Below are 12,813 nucleotides of genomic sequence, written 5' to 3' on the forward strand. Positions count from 1 at the left end.
ATGGGAAAACAACAGACAAAAGGAGAAAAACGAATGAATAGGATGCTTTCTGTGGTCGCTTGGATTTTTATTACCATAGGAATTTTAGCAATCGCATGGTTTTATTTCTTTTCCAGATCGCATGTCAATACAAACGATGCCCAAGTTCGTCAATATATCACACCGGTATCGAGCAAAGTTTCTGGTTTTATAAAAAAAGTAAATTTTGACGAAAATCAATTTGTCCACAAAGGAGATACGCTTATTGTAATTGATGGGCGTGAGTTTCAAAATCAAATCGATATGGCGGAAGCGAATTTAGCATCTACTGCGCAATCTGTTCTGACTTATGAAAAAGCGGTAGAAACCAAAGCGAGTGACATAAGCATAGTAACAGCAAATATAGAAGCCGCTAAAATAGAAGTTTGGAGAACGGAAAAAGATTACAATCGTTTCAAAAATTTAGTTGAAGAAGATGCAGCAACTGTGCAACAATTTGAAGAAATAGAAGCAAAATACAAACAAGCGAAAGCCAATTTAAGTGCTTTGGAACAACAGCGAAACGCTGTCAGTGTAAGTACGTCTGCAGAGCAAACAAAAGTTGCTCCTGTAAGAACGCAAATCCTGCAACGAAAAGCACAGCTGAATAATGCGAAACTGACCATGTCTTATACCTATATTATTGCACCTTATGACGGTTGGGTTGGAACAAGAAATATTCAGCAAGGTCAATTGATAAAAGAAGGCCAGGCACTGGTACAGGTTGTCTCTAAAGAAAAATGGATTATTGCCAATTTTAAAGAAACACAAATTGGTGAAATAGATATGGATAAACCGGTTATAATTAAAGCGGATGCGTATAAAAATCTTGAATTTGAAGGAAAAATAAAATCTCTTTCTCCCGCTTCCGGATCAGAATTTTCTTTGATTAAACCAGATAATGCAACCGGAAATTTTGTGAAAATAGAACAGCGGTTTCCAATAAAAATAATGTTGAAAGATTCAAAAAATAATGAAAAACTACGTTCAGGGATGAATGTTATTGTTTCTACTGAAAAATTGGAAAACTAATTCATCATGGAAAAACAAACTATTTTTAATAAATGGGTGCCCAAAAAGTTAATCATACCGATTTTGGTAATGGCACTGTTTCCACATATGATGTTATTGACCATCTTCAATATGAACAGTACATTTACAGCGTCTTTCTTGGATCTGGAAGTAGATGATTTACAATTTTTATTCTCTTTGGCTTACGCAGCAATTGTGTGTAGTTTATTTGTACATGTACGTTTCTTTCACTTCTTCAATATCAGGAATCTCCTTCTCTTCATGACAAGTCTAAACATCCTGATCTTGTTTGGAATGACATTAACGACAAATACACAATTGATTTTGGTGCTTCGTTTTTTGCAAGGACCATTGACACTTTTAGAAGGAAGTATTTTGGTACCGATTATTATGTCGGCTCTCAATACTAAACATGCAAGAATTATCGCTTATTCGTGTTTATATGGATTTATGCTAACAGGAGATAAATTTGCGACTTCTATGGTGAAATTTGCGATTGAAAATTATGATCACAATATGATGGTATATGTTATTATGTCGTTTCATATGATTGCTCTGGCAATTTATCTTTTTCTATTTAATCAAAATAGAATGTTCCCAAAAATGCCTTTGTATCAATTGAACTTAGGCGGAATATTCTTGATGTTGATTTCTTTGATTTCAGGCGCCTTTTTCTTTGTGTACGGAAAAAAGTTTCTATGGTTCGAATCTCCTTTGATTCTAACAGCATTTTGCTTGATGTTAGTTTTTGGAGGAATGTTTATTCTTCATCAAAGAAGTACGAAACGTCCTTTATTTCATTTTGAGGTTTTCAAATCGAAAAGAGTACTCCTAGGTATTTTCATCTTTTTTGTCTTCTATGTCATGCGATCATGTATGAGCAATCTTTATCAAGTCATGGGTATGGTATGGAAATGGCCATGGGAATATGTTCTACAAATTCAGTATAACAATGTTATAGGAACTATTGCAGGTGTTCTGGTAGCTGCATTTATGCTGATGAAAAAGGTAGATTTTAAAATTATTTTCATAATAGGATTCACCCTACTATCAATCAGTATTTTATGGTTTAGTTATTTATTTTTCCCGGATACATCGACAGAAGCCGTAATCCCGCCTTTATTTTTAGAAGGTGTAGGACAAGGAATTGTGTTTACGCCTTTGGTTTTATTTATGGTAGGTTCAGTACATCCTACTATTTCGGGAAACGTTTCTTTGGTAGGAACAGCAATGCGGTTTTGGTCAACAACAATAGGTTTTTCTATTATGCAGAATGTGCTGCTTTATCTTACAACAAAACATCAATTTTTGATGACAAAAAACTTGGATCAAACAAATCCGATTTTCCAAGAGCAATGGAATAGCTTTTTGAATAAAAATAGTGCATCAAATTTATCGAATGAAGCGGAAATAATTTCGACAACAGTGTTGAAGACAAAGTTATTTAATCAAGCATTATTGGTAAGTAACATAGAAGTTTTTCGAACATTATTTGTTCTTGGAATTTCTTTAGTATTACTTTTTGTAATTTATCGTCCCTTAAAAAATAGACTTTTACATCGTTAATTTTAGCGGTTTTTCATAGAGAAAGGTTAGCCATTAAACTAACCTTTCTTATTTATATGTTTTATTTTTCTTTTATTTCAACCAAAATTTATTTGACTATTGGTCGAATCAAACCTTCTTGCGCTACACTGCAAATCAATTCACCTGAACGATTAAATAAATTGCCTCGCGTAAAACCTCTTGTGTCATTTGCACTAGGCGAATCGACACTTACCAAAATCCAGTCATGCAAATTTGGTTCACGATGAAACCAAATCGAATGATCTAAACTGGCCATTTGTGTATTCCCAAAGTGCGCTTTGGAAGCATGAGGTTTTATAGCAGTGGATAATAAGTTATAATCTGAACTATATGCAATTAATTGATGAATAAGAGGCAATGGTAAATTTGTCGGAACATCATTAAATGTTAACCAAACATTGCTGTTGTTAGGATAATCTTTTTTATCAAAAGGGTTGACAAACTCAACCGGCTTGAAATCTAACGGACGTTCTGCTAAGACAAACCGCATGATTGATTTTGGTAAAACCGAACCAAATTGCTCTGCGACATCATTCCAGCTCATTAATTCTTCAGGCGGGGTAACAACAGGCATTTCATCCTGGTGTTCGTATCCTTCCTGTTTCAATTGAAATGAACATGCCATTACAAAAATAGGAACATTATCCTGTTTAGCTGTAACGACACGTGTGCTAAAACTTCCTCCATCCCGAAGGTTTGCAACGTCAAAATAAATAAGTTTTTCTAAATCTCCCGGTAAAATAAAATAGGAATGAAGGGAATGGCAAAAACGATCTGAAGGAACAGTTTGATAGGCTGCATGCAACGCTTGGCTTACCACTTGTCCTCCGAAAACGTTTGGACTTCCCATAAAAGAACTTTTCCCTTCGAATAGATTTTCTTCTAATTTTTTTAATGAAATCAATTCGATGAGTTCTTGAGTCGTTTTCATTTTTAAGTCTAAAATTTCAAATTATTTAATTTCTGCACATTTTGTTCCAATGCAGTTTTGTATTCTGTTTTCATCCGGGTGATTAACTCTTTCGTAGAAATCACATCATGAATACCTGAAACTCCATGTCCGGCAGACCAGATATCTTTCCATGCTTTATGTCCTTCCCCGCCAATTAATTTTGAAAAATCTTCTTCTTTCTTTTCATCTAAATTTATTCCTGAATGAAGAATACTTGGTTTCAAGAAATTGGCATTAACACCTGAAATTCCATCTGTGTAAAGAACATCTTCGAAAGTAGAGTCGACCAGCATCTTCTTGTACTCTTCATCAGCTGAAGCTTCTTTTGTTGCAATAAAACGCGTTCCGATATAAGCGAAATCAGCTCCCATATTTTCAGCAGCTAGAATATCGTTTCCATTGTTCATTGCACCTGCTAAAATTAAACAACCATCATAAAATGTGCGAATCTCATCAATTAAAGCAAAAGGATTTGCAGTACCTGCATGTCCGCCCGCACCGGAAGCAACGGCAATAATCCCGTCCACACCGGCTTCTGAAGCTTTTTCGGCATGACGTTTTTTAATAACATCATGAAAAACCAGCCCGCCGTAACTATGAACAGCATCTACAACTTGTTTTACTGCGCCAAGTGAAGTAATAACCAGAGGAACTCTATATTTTGCACATAGCGCCAAATCTCCTTCAAGACGAGGATTGGTCTTATTAACAATTAAATTAACACCAAAAGGAGCCGCTTTTTTACCGGTTTCTTCTTCAAATTTTTTCAATTGAGAAGTAATCTCAATTAACATTTGTTCAAAATCTTCTGCGCTTCTTCCGTTGAGAGAAGGGAAAGTTCCGCATACTCCATTTTTACATGATTCTATAACTAACTCAGTTCTAGAAACAAGAAACATAGGAGAAGTAATCAAAGGGAGGTCTAAACTATTTTTAAATTCTTGTAGGGTCATACTAAAATTTTTTAATGTGGTATGTGATGCAATATAGTTATAAATTATTTTTACGGAAATTAAAATTCCTTTATAATTTCTAAATGTAGAAGCAAAACCTTTGATGTATCTTTGCAATTCTAAATTTCTTGACATTGGATTTAAAAGAACACTTAAGACGCAATATTAAACTGGCATTTCCGGTAATGATTACTCAAATGGGACAAATTTCTGTCAACATTATAGATAACATTATGGTTGGTGGTCTAGGAGGAAAATATGATAATGTAGAAGATGAGGTTTTAGGAAAAACAGCTTTGGCTGCTGCATCCTTAGGAAATTCATTGTTTTTTGCAGTTTTGGTATTTGCTTTTGGATTTAGTTTTGCTTTGTCTCCATTAATCGCTGCTGAAGATTCGAAAGGAGATAAAAAAATGGCTGCGAATTATTTTTCTCATAGTCTGGTGTTGAATGTAACCTTATCAATTTGTTTATTCTTACTGATAACATTCTTAAAACCCTTGATGTACTATATGGGACAGCCTGCTGATGTGGTAGAAAAGTGTATCCCATACTTGACAATTATGACATTCTCAATGATTCCATTGATGATTTTTCAAACGTTTCGTCAGTTATCCGAAGGTTTATCATTAACCATTCCGGTTACTATTGCAACAGTTTTAAGTAACATCGTTAACATTACTTTAAATTATGGCTGGATTTATGGGAACTGGGGATTTCCTCGTTTAGAAGTGGCTGGTGCAGCATGGGGAACATTTGTCGCACGTTTGGTGATGATGGTATTCCTTGTTGTAGTGTTAATGAATTTTGAAAAGACGAAGTCGGTTTTAAAAGAAGCGCAATTCAAAGCAAATCATTTTCAAAAAGTTATTTTTAGGAAAATCGCTGGCATAGGAATTCCAACAGCTTTAACATCCTTCTTCGAAATGAGCGCGTTCTCTTTAGCGGCGTTTGTTTGCGGCTATACCTTTACAAATTCTATTGCAGATCAAGAATTGGCAAAAGTTAATTTAGCAGCCCACCAAATTGCAATTAATCTTGCTTCAACGACCTTTATGATGTGTACAGGAATTGGAGTTGCTGCAACGGTTCGAATAGGAAATCAATTAGGGTTGAAAGATTATAAAACATTGCGGGAAGCTGGTTGGTCATGTATTTTAATGGTACTCTCATTTATGATTCTATGTGGAATTCTATTTATTGCATTCCGTTATCAGTTGCCGACTATTTATTTGGACAACCCTGATGTAATTAATCTGGCAGCTCAACTTTTGATTATCGCGTCACTTTTCCAGATGTCAGATGGTATACAATTAGTCTTATTAGGAGCATTGAGAGGAATGACAGATGTAAAAATACCTTCAATTCTTACCTTTATTTCGTATTGGTTGATCGCGATTCCAATCGGTGTTGTGTTGGCAATTGTTTTCGAAATGCGTGCGTTTGGAATGTGGATTGGATTAGGAATTGGATTAACTGCTTCGGCAATATTTTTGATGATCAGATACAATCGTCAAACGAATAAAATGATTAGGGAAAATCCTAATTCTGATATAATTTTAGAAGATAAATTAAAAAATATATAAAATGGAATTACCAAAATTTTTATTGGCAGATAATTCAACAATGCCAGACAAAATCTTTATTTTACACACAGAATATCCACGCTTTTTATTAGATGTAGAAACTGACGATATCGAATGGTTTGAAGATATTTCTGAAGAGGAAGACAACGAAGAGTTTAATACTGAAATGGCCAATTTAATAGAAGACGCATTAGATTTTTATGATCAAGAGATGTCTTTATTAGATGAAGAAGAGTAAGTCTTAAATAAATAAAATCACATGGTTTTATTAGTGTTAAATTTACACTAGAAATAATTTATATGCTTGCATTATAATTTTTTTATTAGTATTTTGCAACTAAAGAAAATTATTCAAAACCATGGAAATAAAACGATTATTTGATTTTCCGCAAAATCAATTAGAAAATAATCCTCGAGAGGATGCTTTAGTGTCTAAAGTGAACGGAACTTGGGTGAAAACATCTACACAAGAATACGTTGGCAAAGCAAATGCATTTAGTCGAGGATTATTACAATTAGGAATCAAGCCACAAGATAAAATTGCAATCGTAACTTCAACTAATCGTACCGAATGGAATATTTGTGACATTGGTATACAGCAAGTTGGTGCAATTTCTGTTCCGTTATATCCCACACTTTCCGAAGATGATTTTGAATATATCTTGAACAATGCCGAATGTAAGTTTATTATTGTTTCTGATAAAGGTCTATATGATACCGTAGCAGCTGTAAAAGATAAGGTTTCTACATTGGTTGGTATTTATAGTTTTGAAGAAATTTCCGGGGTACCTAATTATAAAGAAATCTTAGATTTAGGAGCGGACAATTCAACACAACATGAAGTAGAAAGCATCAAACAAATTATTAAGCCATCGGATATGGCTACCTTAATTTATACATCAGGAACAACAGGTCGTCCAAAAGGAGTTGTTTTGACTCATGAAAATATTGTATCCGACGTTTTGATGTCTGTGGATCGTATTCCAAATTTCCCTGATCAGGCAATCGCATTAAGTTTTCTTCCTATTAATCATGTTTTTGAACGCATGCTGATTTATTTGTATCAACATTTGAATATTGGGATTTGGTATGCAGAAAGCATCGATAAATTGGGAGATAACATGAAAGAGGTTAAACCTCATGTGATGACTGTTGTACCACGTTTAGTTGAAAAAGTTTACGATAAAATTTACAATACAGGAGCTTCTACCGGAGGACTTAAGACTAAAATTTTTATGTGGGCTTTAAGTCTTGTTGAAGATTATGATCCTTTTAATCCGAAAGGTGGATTATTTGGATTAAAACATTCAATAGCGAAAAGTCTGGTCTTCAGTAAATGGAAAGAAGGAGTAGGAGGGAATCTTGTGTGTATGGTTTCAGGATCAGCACCTTTAGCTGCTCGTCTTAATCATATTTTTTGGGGTGCAGGAATTCCTATTTTGGAAGGATATGGATTGACAGAAACATCGCCTGTAATTTCGGTAAACTGTATGAAAAAAGAAGGTTTCGGAATAGGAACTGTTGGTGCGCCATTAAAAGGAATTGAAGTTAAAATTGCTGAAGATGGAGAGATCTTGGTTAAAGGCCCGAATGTAACACAAGGTTACTATAAAGATCCTGAGAAAACGGCTGAAGCATTTACACCGGATGGTTATTTCAAAACAGGAGATATTGGTGTATTAGAAAGAGGTTTATTAAAAATTACGGACCGTAAAAAGGAAATGTTCAAAACTTCCGGAGGTAAATATATCGCACCGCAGATTATAGAAAATAAATTTAAACAATCTCGTTTTATAGAACAAGTAATGGTAGTTGGGGAAGGAGAAAAAATGGCTTGCGCAATCATTCAACCTAATTTCCAAGTATTGAAAGATTACCTGAGAATAAAAGGAATTGAAGAACCGGCTTCTAATTCCGATTTAATCAAAGAACCGGCAATTTTAGATATTATTGGTCGGGAAATTGAAAAAATGAATAAAGGATTAGGTCATTGGGAACAAATAAAGAAATTTGAACTAACTCCTGAAGAATGGACGATTGATGATGGACTATTGACACCTACATTAAAACTGAAACGCAAAAACGTATTAGCAAAATATCAGGATTTGTATAATAAATTATACGACAAGAAATAAAATAAAAAAATCCCTTCAAAATTGAAGGGATTTTTTTATTTTATTTCTATTCTTCTATTCTCTTCGTCCACCCATGGCCATCATGACAAAATAAAGTAATTGGGCCAATGAACCAATTGCTGCTACAACATATGTTCTGGCAGCCCATTTTAAAGAGTCTTTTGCACCTTCATATTCGTTTGGCATCACCATATTATTTCCTTTTAACCAAGCCAAAGCTCTGTTAGAAGCATCATATTCTACCGGTAATGTTACAAAAGCAAAAACAGTTGTTACAGCGAATAAAAAGATACCAATCCATAATAAGGTTGCATTTTTAGAAGTTGCCATTACAACCAAACCTAACATTAAAATCCATTGATTCAATCGAGAAGCGATATTTACCATAGGAACCATTTTCGAACGAAATTGTAACATGCTATATCCTACGGCATGTTGTACTGCATGTCCTACTTCGTGTGCTGCAACTGCGGCCGCCGCTGCATTACGTTCATGGTAAACGACTTCTGATAAATTAACGGTCTTATCTGCCGGATTGTAATGGTCAGTTAATTGGCCTGGAGTAGAAATGACTTGAACATCATGAATATTATTGTCAGAAAGCATTTTTTCTGCAATTTCTCTACCTGACATTCCATTTGCTAAATGTACTTTCGAATAATATTTAAATTTACTTTGCAGTCGGTTGCTGACAAACCAACTAATTAGCATAAATAGTCCAATAATAATGTAATAACCTGTCATCTATTTCTATTTTATTTTTTAATCGTTTTTAATACTACTATTAAATTTCAAAAAGTATTCCAATAAGTGAATAGGGACAAAAATAATAGAATTGTTGGCTTTTTGGCAGAATTCTATATTAAATCATATAACTTATATGCTGAAGAACTGACATTTTTGTTAAAATATTTTCAATTGAAATTGCAAAACTCATTACCTTTGTAGGCTATGAGTATTCATATTAAAGAAGTACAATCAAAACATGATTTGGAGACATTTATTAGGTTTCCAATGAATTTGTATAAGGATAATCAGTATTACGTACCGCCCTTTATTAATGAGGAAAAGGAAACATTAGATGTTTCTAAAAATCCCGTTTTTAAGGATGCAGAGGCACGTTATTTTCTAGCTGAAAAAGAAGGAAAAATAGTCGGACGTGTTGCAGCAATTATCAATTGGCAAGAAGTCAACAATCAGCAAAAGCGCAAGATGCGTTTTGGTTGGTTTGATATGATTGATGACATTGAAGTAACAAAAGCTCTTTTGACGAAAGTTCAAGAAATAGGAAAAGAAAATAAATTAGACTACATTGAAGGTCCTGTTGGTTTTTCGAATTTGGAAAAGGCCGGAATGTTGACCAAAGGATTTGATAAGCTGGCTACAATGGTTGGTTTGTATAATTTTCCATATTATGCACAACATTTAGAGTCGTTAGATTTTGAAATGGCAAATGAATGGGTAGAATATGAATTAATGGCACCAACTGAACTACCTGAAAAGGTGGTGAAATTCAATAAAATTATTCGCGAGCGTTATAAATTGAGAGAATTGAAGTTTACAAAAACTTCAGAAATTCTTCCGTATGTAGATGAAATGTTCGATCTGTTGGATAAAACATATAGTGAATTGGATACCTATGTTCCTATTGCTGATTACCAAATAGAATATTATAAAAAGAAATACATTCCGTTTATCAATCCTGATTTTGTAAATTGTATCATAGATGAAAATGGGAAAATGGTTTCCTTCGCTATTACAATGCCTTCCTATTCGAAAGCAATGCAAAAAGCAAAAGGTAAAATCTTTCCGTTTGGCTGGTGGCATTTGATGAAAGCGAGTAAAAAGAACGATTCAGCTCAGTTTTATCTAATCGGAATTGATCCAAAATACCAAGGTAAAGGTGTGACAGCGTTGATTTTTAGTGCAATGTTCGATACATTTAATAGAAATAATATTGAATTTTTAGAAACGAATCCGGAGTTAGCAGATAATGAAAGTATTCAGGTCTTATGGAAAGCATATTCGCCTGTTAACCACAAACGACGTAAGACATATAGAAAGTCAATTCAATAAGCATAAAAAAATAATAAATGTTTGATATTCATCAACTCGATAGAGAATATTCGACTTTCAGACAAGAAGGTTTTGATTCTAAATGGTTAAATTTTGAAGCCCTAAAAAACTATTTTTCAAAAAAATCTTTACAGAAAGAACAAATCGGAACATCTTTTTTAGGAAACGAAATTTATAAATTAAGTTTTGGAACAGGACAAAAACGGTTATTGATTTGGTCTCAAATGCATGGAAATGAATCTTCAGGTACTCGTGCGATGTTTGATGTAATCAATTTTTTTGAACAAAAATCTGAATTGGTGCAACTCATTTTATCTCATCTTACGATTGATTTTATTCCCATGTTAAATCCTGATGGTGCAAATGTTAATACACGTCGAAATGCAGTTGGGATTGACATTAACCGCGATTTTTTAGCAAAAGAATCAACTGAAATTCATGTTTTACTGCATCAAATTGAGCAAGGGGAATATCAAACATTGTTCAATTTACATGATCAGCGAACAATTTTCAATGTCGGACAGACGGCGAAACCTGCGACATTGTCCTTTTTAGCTCCTTCTTACAATGTAGAAGAAGATGTGAACGATGTTCGTGAAAAAACAATGGGTATTATTCAAGCAATGAATACAGAATTGCAAAAAGTAATTCCTGGACATGTAGGACGTTATACATCAGAATTTTATCCTATGTCAACTGGAGATAATTTCACGAAAATGGGATATCCGTGTGTGTTGTTTGAAGCCGGACATTTTCCAAATGATTACCAACGCAATACAACCAGAAAATACAATGCATTGGCTATTTTAGCTGGTTTGTGGACTTTAGCAACGCAGGAGAATTTTCCATTTGATGAATATTTATCGATTCCTCAAAATGGACAAAAATATTTGGATATTATTGTGCATCATGTTCAAATCAGAAATGGAGAAAATTCTTCTGTTGTGGATTTGGGCATTTATTTTGAAGATGAATACAATGAACAGGCAAATTCGGTGGAGCAAATTGCGAAGATTAGTGAGATCGGGGATTTGAGAAAATTTATTGGCCATCTTGAAATTGATGCAGAAAAGCAGCTGTATAAAGGAATCAATAAAAATTATCCGGTATTGAATCAAATTGCAACATTTGAAATAGGTTCAATTAAGATGAAAAATGGAGAAATCATTGATTAATTATTTATACATTTAAAATCATAAATTAAAAATACAATGAAAAAAATAGTGGCAATTGCAGTTGTTGCAATTTTAGGATTTTCTACACATAGTTTTGCTCAGCAAAAAGTTTTGAATCGTACCATTACAACCGAAAACGGTACGAAAATGTTGACAGGAGAATTCGAGAGAAAAGCATTAGAGAAAGCAGATTTTAAAGAGTGGTACCATACGGAATATGATTCTTACGAAGTAGAGAAAAGTAAATTGAAATCTCTAAAAGGGTTACGTAATTATCGTTTGGAAGTTTTTGTCGGGACTTGGTGTCCCGATTCTCGTCGTGAATTACCGCGTTTGTACAAAATTTTAGATGATATAAAATTTCCTCAAAACAGATTGAAAGTGATTGGGATGAACCGAGAAAAGAAAAGCTTCAATGGAGAAGAAATCAATAAAAATGTGACACACGTTCCAACAATTATCGTTTATAATAATAAAAAAGAAGAAGTTGGAAGAATTGTAGAATCTCCTGTTTCCGGGTATTTAGAAGAAGATTTGGCACAGATTGTGAATGGTACGCCATTGACTCCAAATTATGCAAATGAATAATTTAAAGAAAATAATTCTCGCCGTTGTAGCTTTTGTTTTTGGTGTGATGATGACGTATTTCATCATGGATAAATTTAAAACTGAAAGCTACACGGAACAATCACATGTGATTGCTTATCAGATAGAACGAATGAATAAAATGATTGTAGCTGAACAAACTTATTCAGATTTATACAACCATACTTCCAAAAAATCCTTGCCGGGATTTGCAGATATTTATTCCGCTGATAAAAAAGTAACGCTTTTAGTAAAAGCGAAGGTGCAAGCAACATATGACTTGAAAAAAATGGACATTGAATTGGATTCGGTGAATAAGAAAATCATCATTAAGTCAATTCCTCCGGTTGAAATCAAGGTGTATCCAGATGTTAGTTTTTACGATATGGATCAAAGTGTTTTCAATAAATTTAGTAAAGATGATTTGAACGGAATAAAAAAACGAGCAGTAGAGCACGTAGAGAAAACGGTGGATCAAACTAAACTGAAGCAAGAAGCACATCAACAGCTCATTCAGAACCTTGGAGATTTATATTTTTTAGCCAAAACATATGGCTGGAAGATTGAGGATAAGACAAGTTATGCAAATGAATTGAATAAACTATACGATTAAAACAAAAGAACCTGTTCGAAAGAGTAGGTTTTTTTTTTGTTAAATAAAGAAATGAATACGTTCTTTTCTTAGAATTAAATTTGAAAATAGTATTTTCGCTT

12 protein-coding genes are annotated in these 12,813 nt (G+C 33.7%); 9 read left to right on the top strand and 3 right to left on the bottom strand.

Translation table 11 applies throughout. From position 1 onward, the window contains the following. Together H277_RS0100115 and H277_RS0100120 are read left to right on the top strand one after the other, a co-directional pair. The gene (locus tag H277_RS0100115) at nt 1-1,050 is read left to right on the top strand and encodes an HlyD family secretion protein (RefSeq protein WP_019973519.1); all 1,050 of its coding nucleotides are present in this window, start codon (nt 1-3) and stop codon (nt 1,048-1,050) included. Nucleotides 1,051-1,056: 6 nt separating this feature from the next. Continuing rightward, nucleotides 1,057-2,616 carry an efflux MFS transporter permease gene (locus H277_RS0100120; RefSeq protein ID WP_019973520.1) on the top strand — a complete coding sequence of 520 codons (1,560 nt, stop codon included), beginning with the start codon at nt 1,057-1,059 and terminating at the stop codon, nt 2,614-2,616. An 88-nt stretch (nt 2,617-2,704) separates the two neighbouring features. Here H277_RS0100120 and H277_RS0100125 read toward each other — a convergent pair whose 3' ends face one another. Then, entirely contained in the window at nt 2,705-3,568 is an 864-nt protein-coding gene (locus tag H277_RS0100125; RefSeq protein WP_019973521.1) for an acyl-CoA thioesterase, read from the bottom strand. An 8-nt stretch (nt 3,569-3,576) separates the two neighbouring features. Continuing rightward, complete coding sequence (locus H277_RS0100130) at nt 3,577-4,542, bottom strand: NAD(P)H-dependent flavin oxidoreductase (protein ID WP_026357314.1); 966 nt, start codon at nt 4,540-4,542, stop codon at nt 3,577-3,579. Nucleotides 4,543-4,676: 134 nt separating this feature from the next. Here H277_RS0100130 and H277_RS18370 point away from each other — a divergent pair, with 134 nt between their 5' ends. The 3 genes from H277_RS18370 to H277_RS0100145 all read left to right on the top strand — a co-directional run bounded on the left by H277_RS18370 (nt 4,677) and on the right by H277_RS0100145 (nt 8,263). Then, nucleotides 4,677-6,128 (top strand): MATE family efflux transporter, encoded by a 1,452-nt coding sequence (locus H277_RS18370; protein WP_019973523.1) that lies wholly within the window; start codon nt 4,677-4,679, stop codon nt 6,126-6,128. Nucleotide 6,129: 1 nt separating this feature from the next. Beyond that, the gene (locus H277_RS0100140) at nt 6,130-6,366 is read left to right on the top strand and encodes a hypothetical protein (RefSeq protein WP_019973524.1); all 237 of its coding nucleotides are present in this window, start codon (nt 6,130-6,132) and stop codon (nt 6,364-6,366) included. 121 nt (nt 6,367-6,487) lie between these two features. After that, nucleotides 6,488-8,263 carry an AMP-dependent synthetase/ligase gene (locus H277_RS0100145; RefSeq protein ID WP_019973525.1) on the top strand — a complete coding sequence of 592 codons (1,776 nt, stop codon included), beginning with the start codon at nt 6,488-6,490 and terminating at the stop codon, nt 8,261-8,263. Nucleotides 8,264-8,317: 54 nt separating this feature from the next. Here the strand turns inward: H277_RS0100145 and H277_RS0100150 are convergent, their stop codons facing one another. Continuing rightward, nucleotides 8,318-9,007: a zinc metallopeptidase gene (locus tag H277_RS0100150; RefSeq protein ID WP_019973526.1), complete on the bottom strand. Its 690-nt coding sequence runs from the start codon at nt 9,005-9,007 to the stop codon at nt 8,318-8,320. Nucleotides 9,008-9,214: 207 nt separating this feature from the next. Between H277_RS0100150 and H277_RS0100155 the strand changes: the two genes are divergently transcribed. From H277_RS0100155 to H277_RS0100170, 4 genes are read left to right on the top strand one after another with little or no spacing between them, the layout of a single operon-like run. Then, nucleotides 9,215-10,339 carry a hypothetical protein gene (locus tag H277_RS0100155; protein WP_019973527.1) on the top strand — a complete coding sequence of 375 codons (1,125 nt, stop codon included), beginning with the start codon at nt 9,215-9,217 and terminating at the stop codon, nt 10,337-10,339. 17 nt (nt 10,340-10,356) lie between these two features. After that, entirely contained in the window at nt 10,357-11,514 is a 1,158-nt protein-coding gene (locus H277_RS0100160; RefSeq protein ID WP_019973528.1) for a M14 family zinc carboxypeptidase, read from the top strand. A gap of 36 nt (nt 11,515-11,550) precedes the next feature. Beyond that, a complete protein-coding gene (locus H277_RS0100165) occupies nt 11,551-12,102 on the top strand; it encodes a TlpA family protein disulfide reductase (protein WP_019973529.1) in 552 nt (183 codons plus the stop codon). Then, nucleotides 12,095-12,712, top strand: coding sequence for a DUF4230 domain-containing protein (locus tag H277_RS0100170; protein ID WP_019973530.1), 618 nt, complete (start codon nt 12,095-12,097; stop codon nt 12,710-12,712). Before H277_RS0100165 ends, H277_RS0100170 begins: the two co-directional genes overlap by 8 nt. Nucleotides 12,713-12,813 lie beyond the last annotated feature (101 nt).

This window comes from Empedobacter brevis NBRC 14943 = ATCC 43319, assembly GCF_000382425.1.
Lineage (GTDB): Bacteria > Bacteroidota > Bacteroidia > Flavobacteriales > Weeksellaceae > Empedobacter > Empedobacter brevis.

Excerpts from the sequence above, each read along its gene's own strand:
- H277_RS0100115 (WP_019973519.1), top strand. The coding sequence starts at position 1 with ATGGGAAAACAACAGACAAAAGGAGAAAAACGAATGAATAGGATGCTT.
- H277_RS0100120 (WP_019973520.1), top strand. The coding sequence starts at position 1,057 with ATGGAAAAACAAACTATTTTTAATAAATGGGTGCCCAAAAAGTTAATC.
- H277_RS0100125 (WP_019973521.1), bottom strand. The coding sequence starts at position 3,568 with ATGAAAACGACTCAAGAACTCATCGAATTGATTTCATTAAAAAAATTA.
- H277_RS0100130 (WP_026357314.1), bottom strand. The coding sequence starts at position 4,542 with ATGACCCTACAAGAATTTAAAAATAGTTTAGACCTCCCTTTGATTACT.
- H277_RS0100140 (WP_019973524.1), top strand. The coding sequence starts at position 6,130 with ATGGAATTACCAAAATTTTTATTGGCAGATAATTCAACAATGCCAGAC.
- H277_RS0100145 (WP_019973525.1), top strand. The coding sequence starts at position 6,488 with ATGGAAATAAAACGATTATTTGATTTTCCGCAAAATCAATTAGAAAAT.
- H277_RS0100150 (WP_019973526.1), bottom strand. The coding sequence starts at position 9,007 with ATGACAGGTTATTACATTATTATTGGACTATTTATGCTAATTAGTTGG.
- H277_RS0100155 (WP_019973527.1), top strand. The coding sequence starts at position 9,215 with ATGAGTATTCATATTAAAGAAGTACAATCAAAACATGATTTGGAGACA.
- H277_RS0100160 (WP_019973528.1), top strand. The coding sequence starts at position 10,357 with ATGTTTGATATTCATCAACTCGATAGAGAATATTCGACTTTCAGACAA.
- H277_RS0100165 (WP_019973529.1), top strand. The coding sequence starts at position 11,551 with ATGAAAAAAATAGTGGCAATTGCAGTTGTTGCAATTTTAGGATTTTCT.
- H277_RS0100170 (WP_019973530.1), top strand. The coding sequence starts at position 12,095 with ATGAATAATTTAAAGAAAATAATTCTCGCCGTTGTAGCTTTTGTTTTT.